This is a genomic window from Psychroflexus sp. ALD_RP9 (assembly GCF_017311165.1).
Taxonomy (GTDB): Bacteria; Bacteroidota; Bacteroidia; order Flavobacteriales; family Flavobacteriaceae; genus Psychroflexus.
The window spans coordinates 2,191,462-2,209,779 of the sequence record NZ_CP062973.1; the positions used below are offsets into that span (position 1 = coordinate 2,191,462).

20 protein-coding genes are annotated in these 18,318 nt (G+C 32.2%); 10 read left to right on the top strand and 10 right to left on the bottom strand.

The window, feature by feature from the left end:
• From IMZ30_RS10340 to IMZ30_RS10355, 4 genes are read right to left on the bottom strand one after another with little or no spacing between them, the layout of a single operon-like run.
• Nucleotides 1-1,890, bottom strand: coding sequence for a BatA domain-containing protein (locus IMZ30_RS10340; RefSeq protein ID WP_207038227.1), 1,890 nt, complete (start codon nt 1,888-1,890; stop codon nt 1-3).
• 15 nt (nt 1,891-1,905) lie between these two features.
• Nucleotides 1,906-3,120 carry a sensor histidine kinase gene (locus IMZ30_RS10345; RefSeq protein WP_207038228.1) on the bottom strand — a complete coding sequence of 405 codons (1,215 nt, stop codon included), beginning with the start codon at nt 3,118-3,120 and terminating at the stop codon, nt 1,906-1,908.
• 44 nt (nt 3,121-3,164) lie between these two features.
• A complete protein-coding gene (locus IMZ30_RS10350; RefSeq protein ID WP_207038229.1) occupies nt 3,165-3,929 on the bottom strand; it encodes a TIGR02757 family protein in 765 nt (254 codons plus the stop codon).
• Between the two features lie 4 nt (nt 3,930-3,933).
• Nucleotides 3,934-4,593: an ABC transporter ATP-binding protein gene (locus tag IMZ30_RS10355; protein ID WP_207038230.1), complete on the bottom strand. Its 660-nt coding sequence runs from the start codon at nt 4,591-4,593 to the stop codon at nt 3,934-3,936.
• 134 nt (nt 4,594-4,727) lie between these two features.
• On the opposite strand from IMZ30_RS10355, the gene msrA reads away from it, so the two are divergent.
• The 3 genes from msrA (at nt 4,728) to IMZ30_RS10370 (ending at nt 6,362) form a co-directional block, all read left to right on the top strand.
• Complete coding sequence (gene msrA / locus IMZ30_RS10360; RefSeq protein ID WP_207038231.1) at nt 4,728-5,255, top strand: peptide-methionine (S)-S-oxide reductase MsrA; 528 nt, start codon at nt 4,728-4,730, stop codon at nt 5,253-5,255.
• A gap of 2 nt (nt 5,256-5,257) precedes the next feature.
• The gene (gene folE / locus IMZ30_RS10365; protein WP_207038232.1) at nt 5,258-5,854 is read left to right on the top strand and encodes a GTP cyclohydrolase I FolE; all 597 of its coding nucleotides are present in this window, start codon (nt 5,258-5,260) and stop codon (nt 5,852-5,854) included.
• Between the two features lie 100 nt (nt 5,855-5,954).
• The gene (locus IMZ30_RS10370) at nt 5,955-6,362 is read left to right on the top strand and encodes a DUF2141 domain-containing protein (RefSeq protein ID WP_207038233.1); all 408 of its coding nucleotides are present in this window, start codon (nt 5,955-5,957) and stop codon (nt 6,360-6,362) included.
• 47 nt (nt 6,363-6,409) lie between these two features.
• On the opposite strand, the gene IMZ30_RS10375 is transcribed toward IMZ30_RS10370, so the two are convergent.
• Nucleotides 6,410-7,120, bottom strand: coding sequence for a YebC/PmpR family DNA-binding transcriptional regulator (locus IMZ30_RS10375; RefSeq protein WP_207038234.1), 711 nt, complete (start codon nt 7,118-7,120; stop codon nt 6,410-6,412).
• Nucleotides 7,121-7,125: 5 nt separating this feature from the next.
• Nucleotides 7,126-7,497, bottom strand: coding sequence for a hypothetical protein (locus IMZ30_RS10380; protein WP_207038235.1), 372 nt, complete (start codon nt 7,495-7,497; stop codon nt 7,126-7,128).
• 286 nt (nt 7,498-7,783) lie between these two features.
• On the opposite strand from IMZ30_RS10380, the gene IMZ30_RS10385 reads away from it, so the two are divergent.
• Both IMZ30_RS10385 and IMZ30_RS10390 read left to right on the top strand, forming a co-directional pair.
• Nucleotides 7,784-9,280 carry a DEAD/DEAH box helicase gene (locus IMZ30_RS10385; protein ID WP_207038236.1) on the top strand — a complete coding sequence of 499 codons (1,497 nt, stop codon included), beginning with the start codon at nt 7,784-7,786 and terminating at the stop codon, nt 9,278-9,280.
• Between the two features lie 91 nt (nt 9,281-9,371).
• On the top strand, nt 9,372-10,214 hold the full coding sequence (locus IMZ30_RS10390; RefSeq protein ID WP_207038237.1) for a glycosyltransferase family 2 protein: 843 nt from the start codon (nt 9,372-9,374) through the stop codon (nt 10,212-10,214).
• Here the strand turns inward: IMZ30_RS10390 and IMZ30_RS10395 are convergent.
• Nucleotides 10,171-11,232 (bottom strand): glycosyltransferase family 9 protein, encoded by a 1,062-nt coding sequence (locus IMZ30_RS10395; protein ID WP_207038238.1) that lies wholly within the window; start codon nt 11,230-11,232, stop codon nt 10,171-10,173. The two genes, IMZ30_RS10390 and IMZ30_RS10395, sit on opposite strands and share 44 nt — an antisense overlap.
• A 33-nt stretch (nt 11,233-11,265) precedes the next feature.
• A complete protein-coding gene (locus IMZ30_RS10400) occupies nt 11,266-12,081 on the bottom strand; it encodes a 2,3,4,5-tetrahydropyridine-2,6-dicarboxylate N-succinyltransferase (protein ID WP_207038239.1) in 816 nt (271 codons plus the stop codon).
• An 82-nt stretch (nt 12,082-12,163) separates the two neighbouring features.
• Here IMZ30_RS10400 and ruvX point away from each other — a divergent pair, with 82 nt between their 5' ends.
• The 5 genes from ruvX to IMZ30_RS10425 all read left to right on the top strand — a co-directional run bounded on the left by ruvX (nt 12,164) and on the right by IMZ30_RS10425 (nt 15,110).
• On the top strand, nt 12,164-12,568 hold the full coding sequence (gene ruvX / locus IMZ30_RS10405) for a Holliday junction resolvase RuvX (protein ID WP_207038240.1): 405 nt from the start codon (nt 12,164-12,166) through the stop codon (nt 12,566-12,568).
• Nucleotides 12,569-12,614: 46 nt separating this feature from the next.
• On the top strand, nt 12,615-13,205 hold the full coding sequence (gene def / locus IMZ30_RS10410; RefSeq protein WP_207038241.1) for a peptide deformylase: 591 nt from the start codon (nt 12,615-12,617) through the stop codon (nt 13,203-13,205).
• Nucleotides 13,206-13,259: 54 nt separating this feature from the next.
• Complete coding sequence (locus IMZ30_RS10415) at nt 13,260-13,706, top strand: DUF5606 domain-containing protein (protein WP_207038242.1); 447 nt, start codon at nt 13,260-13,262, stop codon at nt 13,704-13,706.
• Nucleotides 13,707-13,804: 98 nt separating this feature from the next.
• Nucleotides 13,805-14,581 carry a nucleoside triphosphate pyrophosphohydrolase gene (mazG, locus tag IMZ30_RS10420; RefSeq protein WP_207038243.1) on the top strand — a complete coding sequence of 259 codons (777 nt, stop codon included), beginning with the start codon at nt 13,805-13,807 and terminating at the stop codon, nt 14,579-14,581.
• A gap of 79 nt (nt 14,582-14,660) precedes the next feature.
• On the top strand, nt 14,661-15,110 hold the full coding sequence (locus IMZ30_RS10425; RefSeq protein WP_207038244.1) for a DUF4168 domain-containing protein: 450 nt from the start codon (nt 14,661-14,663) through the stop codon (nt 15,108-15,110).
• Between the two features lie 70 nt (nt 15,111-15,180).
• Here the strand turns inward: IMZ30_RS10425 and IMZ30_RS10430 are convergent, their stop codons facing one another.
• Together IMZ30_RS10430 and IMZ30_RS10435 are read right to left on the bottom strand one after the other, a co-directional pair.
• On the bottom strand, nt 15,181-17,175 hold the full coding sequence (locus IMZ30_RS10430) for an endonuclease (RefSeq protein ID WP_242529657.1): 1,995 nt from the start codon (nt 17,173-17,175) through the stop codon (nt 15,181-15,183).
• The gene (locus IMZ30_RS10435; protein WP_207038245.1) at nt 17,105-18,316 is read right to left on the bottom strand and encodes an RsmB/NOP family class I SAM-dependent RNA methyltransferase; all 1,212 of its coding nucleotides are present in this window, start codon (nt 18,314-18,316) and stop codon (nt 17,105-17,107) included. The genes IMZ30_RS10430 and IMZ30_RS10435 overlap by 71 nt, the downstream gene beginning before the upstream one ends.
• Nucleotides 18,317-18,318: the final 2 nt, after the last annotated feature.

Genomic DNA, 18,318 nt, shown 5'->3' on the forward strand with positions numbered 1-18,318 from the left:
CTAATTTAAAATTCGAACAATTGCAATTTCAATCCCTAAAAAAAGCAGTGCAAAAATAATGAACCATTTCCAAAGTTCTGTTTCAGAGGTTAATTGTTTATAATTTTCTATACTTTGTGGGATAGTTACTGTATCAATTCCATATAATTTAAAATCTATCGGATGTAATTCACTTTCTGTGCGAGGAAAATTAAAACTTAATTGCGCAACTGTATCTTGATTTAGAGTAACAGCATAAAGCTCCGGATTTAGGTTGAGATTATTTACCATTAGCTCAGTATTACTACCATTTTTAAGTTGCTGTGGAATAAAGGTTATTTTTCCAGATTTTAATTTCAAGGTTTGGTCAGCTGTAATTTCTTGATTCACAACTATAGGCTGTGTACGATCAGTAAAATAAAACAAAGACGAATCACTGTTTTTATAATCGGATGTTTGAATTAATGTAGGAACAATTAAAGGTGAATTGTAAAAATTAGATTGTTCTGACTTAATTTCTGAAGCAAACACAAATAAATGCTCATTTTGTGCATAAAAAGCAGAGTTCCCGTAGCTTAATACTGCTGAAAAATCTTTTGAAATAGCATAATTAGTCGCCGTACTTGGATAGTCGAAATTAGAAATTGTATTTGTAAATACATCCTGATAGATCGGATGTTTAAAATTAATTGAAATGATAGATTGCTTTTGATTAACAACTGATGAAAAAATTTGTTTGTTTTGAAGTTGAAGATTCAGATAAGTGCTTTGGGCTTCGGTTGAAGTTGCCGGAATAATAATCACGTTCTTAGATTCATCTAAGGCTTGATTTAAGTTATTAACCAAGTTTAAGTCAATTTGCTCAAGTTGATTTGTAATAATGACATCAGCTGATTTAAAATCTTCTAAATTGAGTTGTTCGCTAGGCTTAACTTGGCTTGTAAAAGCAGGATTTGGTTCGAAAATTTTAGATAAATGTTGGGCATTTTTATTAGATATGATAAGAATTTTACGAGTTTTAATTTTAGATTTCGATGCATATAATAAATTATCAAAATCAAGAAAATCCTTACTAATTTTTAATTTAAGAGAATGTATTTCAGTCTCACTGATGTTAAATTTAATGGTTTTAAGCGTATCATCTTCAAAACTAACATCAACCTTTCCCAGTAATTTCTGTGCTTGATATAAACCTAAACTTGTGCTAGCTTCGTTAGCCGATGATTTTAACTTGACTTGAAGCTCATCGTTAATGAGTTGTGCGTCAATTATACTCACATTTTTAGCATTAGGTTGGGCTACATTCACGAGTTGAAGATTAGGGAAACGTCTAGCTAATCTAAATAATTCATCTGCTGAAGAATTATAAAAATCTGAAATAAGTACAACTTGACTCTTAGGATTAACTTTATTTAGTTTTAACGCAACTTCTTTTAAACTGAAGTTTTTAGAGACTGGCAATATATCAGAAGATAACTCTTTGAAGTCTTCAACAGTGATTGAATTGTAATCTTGATTATTAGTGATAAGATTAAAGCTTTCTTGTTGAGGTAAAGCATCAACAAGCTGTTGTTTAACCTGTTTTAATGTAGAAACATTACTAGCTTGCCCAGACATACTAAGCGAATTGTCTAAAACAAAATATAAGTCTTGATTTGTAGATTGACTTTTACTTGGGAAAAAAGGTTCTGCAAATGCTAAAATTAAACTCGTGAGTAAAAGTAGTCTCGTAAATAACAGAAGCCATTTTTTGAGTTGTGAACTCCGCCGAGATTCAGTAACAATCTTCTGAATTAGACTTACATTGGTGAAATATTGCTTTTTAAACTTTCTGAGTTTAAATAAGTGAACAATAATGGGAATGATTAAGGCAACTAAGGCAAATAAAACTTCTGGATGTTTAAAATGCATGAAATTTAGCTTGTTTTAATCATGTTTTTCGATTGTAAAGTGAATACTAGTTCCTTTATTAACTTCAGATTTAACCTGAATTGTACCACCTAGGTTATAAATTAATTTTCTTACTGTAGATAAGCCAATTCCATTTCCTGAATGTCCGTTTCTATCTTTTTCAGCAACGGTAGAAAATAACTCAAAAACCTTTTTTTGTTGATCTTTTGGTATGCCAATTCCATTATCTGTCACAATAAAGTGATAATGTGTTTCATCTTCAGAAAAACAAATATTAACTTTAATCTTATCCTTATCATTATATTTAATGCTATTGCCAATCAAATTCAATAAAATTTGCTCTAATGCAATGCGATTAGCATAAATTTCTTTATTAGTATCAGGGAAATTAATTTCATAATCATCTTTGGTATCTAACATTTCTTCGATATCCTCTAAGAGTTGATGAACATCAAAGACTTGGTTTGCTTCAGATTCTGAAGTGATTTTGTCGCTTTCATAATGTAATAAAATATTACTGATATAATCACTCATTTTAAAAGCCGATTGCTTTAGATTATGGATGTAATCTAAGCCAGTTTGGTCTAATTTATCAGCATATTTTGATTTTAAAATATCAAATGTGATGATCATGTTGGCTAGTGGCATCTTCATGTCATGAGAAACAACGCCTGCAAAATTTTTAAGCTGATTATTATTTTCTTTAAGTTCACGTTGTGTCTTGCGTAAACCTTCATTAATAGCACGGAGTTCAAATAATTTAACGACTTGATTGGCCAAACGTTTTAAGCTTAGTTTTTGAGAATCTGTTAAAATACGAGGTTCATGGCCAATAACACATAAGGTACCTAAAGCATTATTATCTTTATCAACTAATGGTACGCCAGCATAAAAAACAATTGCTTTCTCCCCAAAAGTGTACGGATTTTCTTTAAATCTCTCGTCTTCTCTAGCATCGTGTATTTCTAAAATTTCATTGGGTTTTTGAATAGCTACTGAACAAAACGAATATTCGCGATCAACTTCGCATAAATCAAGGCCAACTCTAGCTTTAAACCATTGTCGTTTTTCATCTACTAAAGAAACTAAAGCGATTGGAGTATCACAAATAGTCGACGCTAGTTTTGCTAAATCATCATATTCTTTTTCTTGTTTAGAATCAAGAATTCGAAGTGATTTTAGAGCTTTTAGGCGCTTGGTTTCATTAACAGCTTTAGGGATAGGTTTCATACATATATATAAGTTTGCAAGTTACAAAATAAATTATGTATTAACTAAAATTGCTCAAAAACTCCGAGGCCAAATAAAGCAAAATCATATTTTGCAGGGTCTTCAGGGTCGAGTTGTCTTAATTTATTGTCTAATTCTTTTACTGCTTTAGCATCGGTTTGTTGGCGATTTAGCAAACCTAGTTTTCTTGCAACACGTCCAGAATGTACATCAAGCGGACAAGACAATTCATAGGGTTTAATTTGTTTCCAAATCCCAAAATCAACGCCATTATTATCTTTTCTGACAAACCATCTTAAAAGCATATTAAGCCGTTTGGCAGCCGAATTTTTTAAGGGGTCACTTAAATGTTTCTCAGTTCTTTTTTCATGAGGCATGTTAAAAAAACTTTGTTTAAAGTGGTGTAATGTTAGTTGAAGTTGTCCTGTTTTGTGTTTAAGAGTTAAAAAATCTTCTAAAGAGCCATAGGTTTGATATAACTGTTGAAGCCGTTGGAAAAAAAACTTCAAATCTGTTGCATTAAAAGTTCGGTGAACAAAACCATCACAGGCTTTTAAATCGCTAGGTGAGTGGTTAACAATAAAATCAAACGGACTATAATCCATGATTTTAAGTATTTTTTCTCCACTTTTTAAAATGGCTTTTCGGTTTCCCCAAGCTATTATGGCAATCAAAAATGCACTTATTTCAATATCTTTTGGTGAAGAAAATTGATGAGGGATTGAAATAGGATCAGTCGCTATAAATTCAACCGAATTGTATTGTTCAGCTTTATCATCTAAGAAGGCTTTTAGTTCTTCGTTGTTCATAAACTTAAACCAATTGTCCGTCTTTCATTTCAAGCTTTCTATCAGCTAAATTAGCTAAGTCATTGTTATGGGTTACAATCACAAAGCTTTGTTTAAATTCTTCTCGTAATTTAAAAAAAAGCTCATGTAATTGTTCAGCAGATTTTGAGTCTAAATTACCTGAAGGTTCATCAGCAAAAATAACCGACGGCTCATTAATGAGTGCTCTAGCTACGGCAACGCGCTGTTGTTCGCCGCCACTTAATTGATTTGGCTTATGTTTAGCACGATTTGCTAAACCTAAAAAATTAAGCAGTTCTAATGCTCTTTTTTCAGCCTTCTGAACAGGTGTTTTTTTTATAAATGCTGGTATACAAACATTTTCTAAAGCAGTAAACTCTGGTAATAGTTGGTGAAATTGAAAAATAAATCCAATATTCTCATTCCTAAACTTTGATAATTGTTTTTGATTGAGTGTTGTGAGATCTACTCCATTAACCTCAATTGAAGTATTTGGATGTTTATCGGCTAATTCTAAGCTGCTTAATATTTGAAGTAAAGTTGTTTTTCCTGCACCAGATGCACCAACAATAGAAACAATTTCAGCTGTTTTTACTTGTATATTTACACCATTTAAAACCTTTAAATCTTTATATTTCTTGTAGATATTATGGGCTTGTATCATGTTTCAAAAATAAGGCTTTTCAGTTTAACATCAACATAATAATTATAATTAGCGACCTGCTAATTTATCGTTAAAGCAATTTTTTTTGTTTAATTATTGAGTAGGTTTGTTGAACATTATATAAAAATGATTTTATGGAAATAGCAAGTTTTGCTAATGGCTGTTTTTGGTGCACCGAAGCTGTCTTTCAACGTCTAAATGGTGTTGATAATGTTGTAAGTGGCTTTACAGGTGGTAAAATTAAGCATCCACCTTACAGAGAAGTTGTGATGGGGAGAACAGGTCATGCTGAAGCTATCCAATTAGAATTCGATTCGAATGTTATCAGTTATGACATATTGTTACATGTTTTTTTTGCAACTCATGATCCAACTTCACTTAATAGGCAAGGTTACGATGTTGGCGAACAATACCGAAGCGAGATATTTTATCATAACGAATCCCAAAAAAACACAGCTGATCACGTTATAGAAAAATTAAATTCTGAAATTTATAACAATAAAATTGTTACAAAGCTCTCGCCAGCTTCAACATTTTATGAAGCTGAAATTGAACACCAAAATTTTTATAACCTGCATCAAGAAAATAGATATTGCGAGTACATTATAGATCCAAAGTTAGAAACACTGCGTTCTAAATTTAAACCTTATTTAAAAAAATAATTATGTCATTTAAACTATTCGAAGAATACAGCCAAGAATTTATTACAGATGTCAAAGAATCTTATCATACTATATTAGATAGAGTAGGAGAAGACCCAAAACGAGAAGGCATTGTAAAAACACCAGAACGCGCCGCAAAAGCAATGCAGTTTCTAACTCAAGGTTATGAGATGGATCCTAAACAAATTCTTGAAGGCGCCATGTTTAAAGAAGATTATAGTGATATGGTGCTTATTAAAGATATAGAGTTATACTCCTTATGTGAACACCATATGCTGCCTTTTTTCGGTAAAGCTCATATAGCTTATATCCCTAATGGTCATATAGTTGGCCTAAGTAAAATTCCACGTGTAGTCGATGTTTTTTCAAGGAGATTGCAAGTGCAAGAACGCCTAACTCACGACATTTTAGAATGCATAAATGAGACCTTACAACCAAAAGGTGTTGCCGTAGTTATTGAAGCAAGACATATGTGTATGATGATGCGAGGTGTTCAAAAGCAAAATTCAGCGACGACAACTTCTGGCTTTAGAGGCGAATTTAAACAATCGGAAACTAGAAACGAATTTTTACGACTTATAGGTAAAGATTTAGCTTAATATTACAATTCATCTCATAAATATAGCATTTCATCAAGTTCTAAACTTATATAAGAATGGCTTCATAGTAGATTTGGTTTATAATCTAAAATAAACCATTATGAGAAATTTAATTATTTTAAGCATCGTTTTTTTAAGCCAACTATTATCTGCACAAGACAATAGGTTGAGTATTGAAGTTAAAGGCATTTCTGAGCTTAAAGGAAAAATCTATGTAGGCGTCTTTACAGAAGATAATTTTTTAAGAGGAAAACCTATTTACGGCGAAATTGTTGAAGTCGAGGCTGAAACTGAAATTGTTAATTTAGTTGATATTCCAACAGGGAATTATGCTGTTTCAGTTTACCAAGATTTAAACAATAATGAGGTATTTGATATGGACGAATATGGTAGACCAACTGAGCCATGGGCAATGTCTGGAACAAATCCGAAAAATCAACAACCAGTTTGGGACTTAGCCATGTTTAAACTTGGTAAAAAGTCAAAAACAATTACGGTGAATTTTTAAACAATAATTTTGAAGCTACACAATAAAGCCAACTTTAAGTTGGCTTTTTAATTTTCTAATGAATGATAAACATTTTGAACGTCATCATCTTCTTCAATAAGTTCGATAAGTTTGTTAACTTCTTCAGTTTGTTCTTCACTGAGTGATTTAGTGACTTGAGGAATACGTTCAAAACCTGAAGATAAAATTTCAAATTCACGTGATTCTAATTCCTTTTGTAAGTTTCCAAAGCTTTCAAATGGTGCATAAATAATAATACCATCATCATCTCTAAAAACCTCTTCAGCACCAAAATCAATAAGTTCAAGTTCAAGCTCTTCAACATCAATACCTGTGTCTTGTATACGAAAGTTACAAGTATGATCAAACATAAATTCAACAGATCCAGAAGTGCCTAAATTTCCATTACATTTATTAAAATATGATCTGATATTTGCTACAGTTCGGTTATTGTTATCGGTAGCTGTTTCAACTAAAACAGCAATGCCATGTGGTGCATACCCTTCAAATAGGACTGTTTTATAATCGCCTTGATCTTTATCGCTTGCTCGTTTTATGGCACGCTCAATATTATCTTTAGGCATATTAGCTGCTTTACAGTTTTGTATAACAGCTCTTAGTTTTGAGTTAGATTCAGGATCTGGACCGCCTTCCTTAACAGCCATAACAATGTCTTTACCCAGTCTGGTAAAAGTTTTAGCCATTGCTGACCAACGCTTCATTTTACGCGCTTTTCTAAATTCGAATGCTCTTCCCATAATAGTTATTCTGCAAAAGCCTCAAACTTTCTGTTGTATTCACGAATCTCTTCCATATTCACAGCTAAGTGTGCATTTTTTATGAGTTTAAGTAAATAAACTAGGCTTTCTGTTCCAGTTATTAATTCGTTTGTATCATCAACTTCAGTTTCATCTTCTAAAGGTTCATCCTGAGGAATAGGAATAACAAAAACTTCATTTTCTTCAATATGTTCATATGCTAAACGTAAACTTTTAGCGATAACAGGTAATTTTTCTTCAACAGCATAAGGTCTTATGGCTTTTAGTTTATCTACTGTCGAATCAGTAATAAAATTTGCTTCTTCTAAATCTTTGATGAGTTCGTTAAGTAATTTAACAGCTTTTTTATTTTCCAAGGTAATAATGGTTTTAGTAATTGTCTACAAAAATAATTGTTAAGAATTGATACTAGCACATTTAAAACCTATTTTTTAAAAATACTTGCATATATCAATTTATCGGTTTGATTACCAGAACTTCCGACTTGCTTTATTTATTTTAAATATCGGTTTAGCCTATTTTACTAAAGGTTAAAATATAGATTTTTAGTTAGATTATTGCACAAAAGATTTCAAAATAGCTTTATTTCTGCTTATTTTTGCAAATCTTAAATTTTTAACCCAAACGTTTTTATTGCTCATTATGTCAAAAAAAGTTGCTGATAAAGAACTCTACGATTACCAAGAAGCCGACCTTATTAAAATCTTTGATAAGATTGAAAACATGCCGAGCAATTACAACTTATTGTATCAGCTACCAACTGGTGGTGGTAAAACGGTGGTTTTTTCTGAAATTGTAAGGCGTTACATTCGACAAACAGGAAAAAAGGTTATTGTGTTAACACACCGAATCGAGTTGTGTAAACAAACTTCTAAAATGCTTACAGGTTTTGGTGTAAGAAACAAAATTATTAATAGCAAGGTTAAAGAATTATCTGATGATAATGATTACATGTGTTTTGTAGCCATGGTTGAAACCCTAAATAACCGAATTAATGACGATAAGGTTAACATGAAAAATGTAGGGTTGGCTATTATAGACGAAGCACACTACAATTCTTTTACTAAGCTTTTTAAATATCTTGATAAAGCTTTTATTCTTGGAGTAACAGCTACGCCATTAAGTTCTAATATCAAGTTGCCTATGCATGGTAATTATCGTGAATTAATTGTAGGTAATTCAATTTCATCATTAATAGAAAAAGGGTTTTTAGCAAAAGCTAACCTATACTCTTATGATGTTGGCTTAGGGACACTTCAAGTTGGTATGACGGGTGACTATACGGTGAAATCTTCTGAAGATTTATACACTAATCTCGATATGCAGGAGAAATTATTACGCGCTTATGAAGAAAGGTGTAAAGGTAAAAAAACATTAATTTTTAATAATGGTATTAATACATCATGGTATGTATACCAAACTTTTAAAGATGCTGGATATGAAATTAAGCATCTTGATAATACGCATAACAAAAAAGAAAGAAATGAAATTTTAACCTGGTTTAGAGAAAAACCAGATGCTATTTTAACATCTGTAAGTATTTTAACCACTGGTTTTGATGAACCAACTGTTGAAAACATTATTCTGAATCGAGCAACAAAATCATTAACACTATATTTTCAAATGATTGGTCGTGGCTCTAGAAGATTACCTCATAAAGACGAATTTAATGTGATTGATTTGGGTAATAATGTTGCAAGATTTGGTCCTTGGGATGCGCCTGTAGATTGGCAATTAATTTTTGAAAACCCTGACTACTTCTTAGAAAACATGATTTCAGATGATGAAATTGAAAGTAATTTCACTTATGAAATGCCTGAAGAAGTCAGAGCGCTTTTTAAAAACTCAGATGATATTCAATTTGATGTTTATACAAAATACCATGAAGCGGTTAATAATGGTGAAAAATCTAAATTAGTTTTAGAAGAGTCAATTTCTCAGCATGCTAAAATGTGCGCTGAAAACTCTGAAGATGTATTCGATGCAAGAATTTTAGCTCGTGAACTTAAAGACGATATTAAAGATCGAATTAAGAAATATTCTCGCTGTATCATAAACAATACAAAAAATTACAGGGATTGGTTATATGATGACTATACTAGAAAATTGCGGGTAAAAATTAACGAGCATTTTATGTAATCTTAAATTGAAGTCTTGCAAACTTTATAGTTGATAAGTATATTAACTTATTTCTTCAATTTTATCTTACTTTTGTTCTACAAATAATTATATGCAAGCATCTGTTATTATAAGTACGTATAACTCACCGCTATGGTTAGAGCGCGTATTAGTTGGCTATGCTTGCCAATCTATACCTGATTTTGAAATTGTTGTAGCTGATGACGGTTCTACCCAAGAAACCGCAAATCTCATTAATAGAATTAGAGAAAACTATCAGTTGGCGATTAATCATGTTTGGCATGAAGACCAAGGTTTTCAAAAAACACGAATTTTGAACAAAGCTGTTTTAGCATCTAAAAGTGAGTATTTAATCTTTACTGACGGCGACTGTATTCCGCGTCATGATTTTGTTGAAACCCATTTAAAGTATAAAGAAAAAGCTTATTTTTTGTCAGGAGGTCATTTTCCGTTATCCATGAAATTATCCCATCAAATTAAAATAGACGATATTAAATCTGGTCGTTGTTTTAATTTAAATTGGCTAAAGGCTAATGGCTTGAGTTCAAGTTTTAAAAATATAAAACTTACCAAATCTTCTACTTTAGCTAAGTTGATGAATCGAATTACACCAACGAAACCGACATGGAATGGCGGCAACGCCTCAGCTTGGAAAAAAGATGTTTTGGCAGTTAACGGTTTTGATGAGCGCATGCAATACGGTGGTGAAGATCGCGAATTTGGAGAACGACTTATAAATTTAGGAATTCAGCCTAAACGTGTTCGATATTTTGCAATTATTATTCATCTGGAACACGAACGTGGATATGTTAACCAAACAGCTTGGAAAAAAAATGATGCTATTCGGGAAGAAACAAAGTCTCTGAAAAGAATTAAGACTGACTTTGGCTTTAACTTACATGAGAGCAAACAAAATCAATTAATTGTTGATTAAATAATTGAGGGTTTAAATCTTGGTATAGTTTTTCATAATTCATTTTAAGTTCTTTAACTTTTTTATCTCGTAATTTACTTGGTTTAAAGTCACTTAGATGAACAGATGTATTCGGATATGATTCTTCAAAACTATTCCAACCTTCTTTTATAATCCAAGGTGAAAATATAGCAAAGCTTGGCACATCAAGTGCTTTGGCTATATTAATGGCGCCGCCTTCGTTACCAAAAATTAAATTGCATTGTGAGCAAATCGCCATAAATTCACGCAGACTTTCTGGTCTTAGGTCATTAACAATTCTGGTTCTCGTTAAATTACTACAATGTTCAAGTAATCGGTTGATTTTTTCTTGTTGTGACGGCATATAATTTAATATTAAATGAGCATCTGTTTTTTCTGTGATTTCATTTAAAAGAACCGCCATATATTTTAACGGATAAGTTTTTGCATCACCACTACCCAAAGCGCTGACCATAATTAAGTTTGTATTTCTTAATTCAGCTGAATCAATTTGACTTCTGGCAGTATTTACTTCAGTTGAACTTAGATATATTTTGGGTTTTGGGTTAATTATTTCAACTTCAGGTAATAGTTGAAGTAATTTTAATCGGTTTTCTATAGCAGAACCTGCTTCGGTTTTAGCAATGCTAGATTCTTTAAAGGTTTTTGTATACAACCAGTTGGTATACCATTTATTGTAGCTAAATTTAAATTGAGCACCTGTAAAGTAGGTTATTAAATTACTTTCTAATTTCCCGTAAGCATCAAAAACATGTGTGTAGGCTTCAGATTTTAGATTATTTAAAAAGTCTAAAAACTTCAGTTTATGGTTTTTGTATTCATCTTCAAAAAATACAAATTTATCAATGTGTTTATGATTTTCTACAACAGGAAATGTAAAGCGATTAATGAGGTAATGTACCTCAGCAGTAGGGAAGTTACGCTTTAAATTTTCGCATATAACACTACTGATGAGTACATCACCAATCATTTTTTGCTGTATAACTAAAATCTTCAAACTTAATGGCTTAAAAAGATTATTTCAATAAACTTAAACAGCGACATCGTAAGTTCGAAGTGCATCGTTTAAAGAGGTTTTTTTATTGGTACTTTCTTTGCGTTTTCCGATAATTAAGGCACATGGTACATTAAACTTTCCAGCAGGGAATTCTTTAGTATAACTACCAGGAATTACTACAGATCTTGCAGGAACAACTCCTTTAGTTTCAACTGGTTCTTTTCCAGTAACATCAATAATTTTGGTCGAAGCAGTTAAAACAACATTGGCGCCCAGGACAGCTTCCTTTTCAACTCTAACACCTTCAACTACAATACTTCTAGAACCTAAAAAAGCATTATCTTCAATTATTACCGGAGCAGCTTGTAAAGGCTCTAATACGCCACCAATACCAACACCACCAGATAAATGTACATTTTTGCCGATTTGTGCACAGCTTCCTACAGTTGCCCAAGTATCAACCATTGTTCCTTCATCTACATAAGCGCCAATATTAACATAGCTAGGCATCATAATAACACCACTTGAAATGTACGCGCCATGACGCGCAACAGCGTTAGGTACAACCCGAATTCCACGTTCTTTATAACCTGTCTTAAGAGGCATTTTATCGTGATATTCAAAAATACCAGCCTCCATAGTTTCCATTTTTTGGATAGGAAAATATAGTACAACTGCTTTTTTTACCCATTCATTGACTTCCCAACCATTTTTAGTCGGTTCAGCACAGCGAAGTTTACCTTGATCTATGAGTTCTATAGCTTCTTTAATTGCTTTTATAGTTGCATCACTCTTTAATAATTCGCGATTATCCCAAGCTTTTAAAATGTGGTCTTTCAATTGATTCATGACAAAATTTTTGCTCAAATATAAGTGTTTGTAATTTCTTTTTGGTCTTAGATTTAGAGCTATATTTGTAAAAATTCAAGACATGCCAAAAGCGATAGCTTTAGACTTCGGAATAAAACGAACAGGGATTGCTGCCTCAGACGATTTGAAAATGATCGCCTCTGGCTTAACTACTGTAAAAACAGTCGATCTAATGATTTTTTTAGAAAAATATTTATCTGAAAATGAAGTAGATACTGTTGTGATAGGCGAGCCTAAGCATGTTGATGGAAACGCCATGTCTTTAGAAAAAAATATTGGCTTCTTTATTGAAGATTTTCAACTGAAGTTTCCTAAAATAAATGTAAAGCGTATCGATGAACGTTTTACTTCAAAAATGGCCTTTCAAACTATGATTGATTCTGGTTTGAGTAAAAAAAAGCGTAAAAATAAAGCTTTAGTTGATGAAATTAGTGCAACTATAATTTTACAAAATTTTTTGCAGTAAAGGTTTTTAAAAAGAGTTTACTTAATTTTGCTGAAATTTTAAAATTATGCAATTACCAATTGTAGCCTATGGAGATCCTGTTCTTAAACGCAAAGCGCAGCCAATAGACAAAGATTACCCAAAATTAGAAGCCTTGATAGAAAATATGTGGGAAACCATGTATAATGCTCATGGAGTCGGTTTAGCAGCACCACAAATCGGTTTGTCAATTCGGTTATTTGTAGTAGACGCTTCTCCTTTCGCTGAAGATGAGAGTCTAAACGAAGAAGAACAAACTACTTTAAAAAACTTTAAGCGCGTTTTTATAAACCCTACAATTATCGAAGAAACAGGAACTGAGTGGGATTTTAACGAAGGCTGTTTAAGTATTCCTGATGTTCGTGAAGATGTGTTTAGAAAACCTGACATCAAGATAAATTATTATGATCAGGATTTTAATGAACATACGGAATTATTAAGTGGTCTTGCAGCAAGAGTCGTTCAACATGAATACGATCATATTGAAGGCGTATTATTTACAGATCGTATTTCAAATTTTAAAAAGCGATTAGTTAAAGGCAAACTTAACAACATTGCAAAAGGTAAAATAAATGTTGATTACCGCATGCGATTTCCAAAACTAAAAAAACGCCAATAAGCCTTGTCGTATTAAATTCCATATCGCATCTTTGTGCGCTAAAAATTAAAAATTATGGGCTTAGATAAGATTTTATCTATTTCAGGAAAACCTGGATTATTTGAACTTGTGGCAAAAACAAGAAACGGTTTTATTGCAAAATCATTAATAGATGGTAAAAAAATACCAGTTAATATTCAGAATAATGTGAGTATGCTAAGTGAAATTGCCATTTATACCTATACTGAAGAAGTCCCACTTAAAGATGTGTTAAAACGCATGCACGAACAAGCCGAAGGAAAACAAACCATCGACCATAAATCATCTAAAACCGAACTAGAAAGTTATTTCAGCGATATTTTACCTGAATATGATGAAGATCGTGTTTATGCTAGTGATATTAAAAAAGTTGTTCAATGGTATAATATCTTAGTTTCTCAAAATTTACTAGAATTTACTGAAGAGACTGACGAAACCAATTCAGAAGTTAATGAAGCTGAAACTAACTCAGCAAATAATTAAATCATAGCTTAATCACTTAATTTAACCCTGAATAATTTATTCAGGGTTTTTTTATGGGATATTTGGTATTATATGTAATTTTATCAAAAACAATAGCCATGAACACTAGATCAGACCAACTTAAAGCGATAGAACGTTTACTAAATATTATGGACGATTTACGTGAGAAATGCCCTTGGGATCGAAAACAAACCTTAGAAAGTTTACGTCATTTAACCATAGAAGAAGTTTATGAACTTGGAGATGCTATTTTAGATTACGATTTAGAAGAGGTTAAAAAGGAATTAGGAGACGTACTTTTACATATTGTTTTTTATAGTAAAATAGGAAGCGAAAAAAAGGCTTTTGATATTGCTGACGTTGCCAATTCAATATGCGATAAACTTATAGATCGCCACCCACATATTTACGGAGATGTAAAAGTTAAAAATGAAGATGAGGTTAAAAAAAACTGGGAAGCTCTAAAATTAAAAGAAGGTAAATCTTCAGTTTTAGAAGGTGTACCTAAATCATTACCAGCAATGATAAAAGCTAGCCGAATTCAAGATAAGGTCGCGGGTGTTGGTTTTGACTGGGATCAGGATTCTCAAGTTTTAGAAAAATTAAACGAAGAACTAAATGAATTATCAGTTGAAGTTAAAGAAAATAATCATGATAAAATTGAAGCTGAGTTTGGAGATGTATTATTTTCTATGATTAATTACGCACGTTTTCTAGGTGTAAATCCTGAAGATGCTTTAGAGCGTACAAATAAAAAATTTATTAAGCGTTTTCAGTTTTTAGAGCAAAGCACAAAAGCCGATGGTAAAGATTTAAACCAATTAAGTCTTGAAGAAATGGATGTGTATTGGGAAAAAGCCAAATTAAAAGAATGATTTTTACTATAATCTTAACATTTTCATTTTTAGATTGGTGTATGCATTCATTATAATTGCTCAAATTTAAATAATTATGATGTTAAGAACAATCTTTTTTACACTCGCTATTTTTGTTTCAACATTTAGCTTTGCGCAGACTGAACAAAAAGTTAGCGATGAACAGTTAAAGCAATTTGCAAATGCTTATCAAATTGTGCAACAAGAAAGCATGAAAGTACAACAAGAAATGATGGGCGTAATTCAAGAAGCTGGTTTGCAGCCTCAGCGTTTTAATGAAATTTATCAAGCAGAAAACAATCCAAACAAAACGATTGAAGCAACCGATGAAGAGAAGAAAATGTTTGAGAAAGCCATGAGCAAAATCGAAAGTATGCAAGCTTCTATTCAAGCTAAAATGGAAGAAAAAGTGAAATCTAGTGGAATGGATATGACTACTTATGAATCTATCATGAATAAAATGAGAACAAGTCCAGAATTACAAAAACGTGTTCAGACTTTAATGATGAATCAAAGTCAAGGAAAATAATTATCTATTTCTATACCAATAAAAAAGCCAAGTCATTCGACTTGGCTTTTTTTATTTAAATGGTTGATGATTATTCTATAATTAATTTTTTAATCTGTTTAGCTTTAATTGTATTAATCTCTACTAAATAAATACCTCTAGTTAAGCCTTCAACTGAAATGTGGTCGTTATTTGTTAATTTAAACGTCTTAACAATTCTTCCATTTAGATCAAAAAGTTTAATGTTTTCAATGTCTTTTGAACTTTCAATTTTTAAATAATTACCCTTTACAGGATTTGGGAACATTTTAATTTCAAATTGCGTCTCTATTGAATTTAGATTTAAAACGTCGCCTTCAATAATAAAATTATCTACAGTCCATCTTGTAGCACTTTCGCCATTAGTTGTGTCATATTTAAAAGCGAGATAAACGTTACTTCCAGAAATTGATGAGATATCAATTTGATTAACGGTATAAACTTCTTCGGTACTACTTCCGTTTGAGTGAAGTGGTATATTAATGTTAGGAACTGGCGTCCAAGTAGAGTTTGACGGCAACATTCCGCCAGTGTAATCGGTAGAGTAAACCAATTCTAAGGCTGTATTGCCATAACTTGCATCTGTGTAAAAACTAACAAGAGCTGAAGTTGTCGAGTTAAAATTAATTGGTGTTGAAGTGATTAACCAATCAATGCCAGATTGAGTTGAGCCATTCGAAAATGCATTCATTTGGTAGCTACCTGTATTGTTTTCTCCGAATTCTTCGCTACAAGTCCAAGTTAAATCACCTGATTCATTTACAACTTCAAACTGTACTGTATTACAGTTGTTAAAGTCTTCATTAATGAGATAATCTGGTGTTGCCAAGGTTGTGACTTCTAAATTATTACTTGGATTTGAGATATTACCAGTTCCATCAATAGCATAAACTCGAAAATTATAAAGTGTTTCTGAATCAAGGTTGTTAACTTGATATGAAAGTTGATCTTGAGATAAGTTAGCTATAATGACATTGTCTTGTTCAACTTCGTAATTGGTAACACCAGTATCATCAGTTGAAGCATCCCAATTTAATTCTACGCTAGAACTTGTAATATTATTTGCTGTAATATTTGTTGGTGCTGTTGGTGCTTGTGTATCTGGATTAGGATCCCAAATAAGCTGAACATATTCTGGATGATCAATTAAAGGATTTCGATTACCCTGAAATAGAAACCCGTTATTATTGCGATCTATTTCACGCTGACTTACAGGGTCATTTAAGTGCCAATTAATCAGTAAATCAATATACCATTGTACATAAAATTGATGAGGGTCATTGTCTGTTAAAACTTCATTATTATCCCAACTTGAACTGAACTCTTGCTCATAACGGATGGCAAAATAAAGTACAGATCTTGCAATGTCACCTTTAAATTCGTCAATAGGTTCAAAAACTGTTCCTGAATATCCTGGAAAGGTATTGGATCCTTTTTTAGAACCGTTAGTAGAAGTCCATGTGGCGTTATCTACTTCGCCAAATGGATAACTACCGCGCTGGCCATTAACATAACCATCGGTTGGGATTACATGAAAATAATCGTTTTTCATTGGTGAAGCACTATTAAAAGTAGATTGAGGCACTAAGTGTTCACGATTATAACAATCGTCTTCACTATTGTAGTTACCACATTGTGCTACGTAGTGGTTGTAAAAATAACTATCTTGACCATTAGGTATTTCAGAGTATAAATCTAAAACGCTGCCATCATTTTCGTAATAATTGTCAGTATCGCCACTGTTTGGGTTAGCATAAGCATCATATAAAGCGCCATAACCTTGATCTTGATGAAAAGGATAACCATTGTTATCATCAATGTCGTCTATAATTAAATTTAAAGCAGTTTTTAAATTGTAACCATTAAGTCCTTGAGCAGAATCGTAATAGCCGCTTGGTGCTTGAGCTAAACTAATTTGTAAGCTCATTAAACTAAAACCTAAAAAGGCAAAAAATTTGTTCATGTAATTGGTGTTATTATTGTTTTTGTAAAATTGCGAAGTAGAAGCCATCGTAACCTGATGTATGAGCATAAATTTTTTCTTCATTGATTAAACTAAATGCTTCGCCTTCAGCCGTACTTAAAAATTCTTTAACTTGTAGTTCATTTTCACTTGGTAAGATTGAGCATGTGGCGTAAACAAGTTTTCCGCCAGACTTTAACATCTTACTGTATTGTCTTAATATATTTTGCTGTTCTTTTTTAATTTTTATAATAAATTCTGGGCTTAATTTCCACTTAGCATCAGGATTGCGGCTTAAGACACCTAAACCTGTACAAGGTGCGTCTATTAAAACACGGTCTGCAGAATTGTAAAGTTTTTTGACAACTTTTGAATTTTCGATATGACGTGTGTCAATATTATGAGCACCTGCGCGTTTAGCACGACGTTTAAGTTCTTTTAATTTATTAGCGTAAATGTCTAAAGCAATAATTTGACCTTTATTTTCCATTAAAGCAGCTAAATGAAGGCTTTTTCCACCAGCACCAGCACATGTATCTACAACTCGCATTCCTGGTTTTACATCTAGCGCTTCAGCTATTTTTTGAGAAGAAGCATCTTGAACTTCAAATAAGCCATCTTTAAAACTTTTGGTTTTGAAAACATCTTTACGTTCATAAAGTTCAAGTGCAAATGGATAATTAGGAATCAATTTTGTTGAAATACCTTCATCGTCTAATTGAAACTGAACTTTTTTTGGTGATGCTTTAAGCGTATTAACTCTAAGTACAACAGGCGCTTGAGTGTTGAGAGCACTAAGCTCTTTAGTCCATTTTTTTTCTCCAAGTTCTTTAACACCGAGCTCGTCAAGCCAATCAGGGATTGACTCACGGTATTTTCTGATTTTAGAAAGTTCGTCAAACTTACCTTTAATACGTCTTGTTGGTGTGTCTTCAAACTGTGGCCAATTAGGGATTTCTATTCCTTTTAGGGTTGCCCAAACCGTAAATAATCTGAATAGATTTGACCTATTGTAAGGCGATTTTACTTCAGCGATTTCTGCATACAATCGTTGCCAACGAACAATATCGTAAGTCGTTTCGGCGATAAATCCGCGATCTCTCGAACCCCAACGTTTATCACGTTTTAAGGTTTTTGAAATTTCTTTATCAGCGTATTTATTATCGTTGAAAATTAAGTGCAGTGTATCTATAACTGCAAATACTAAATTCCTATGTAGGCGCATTT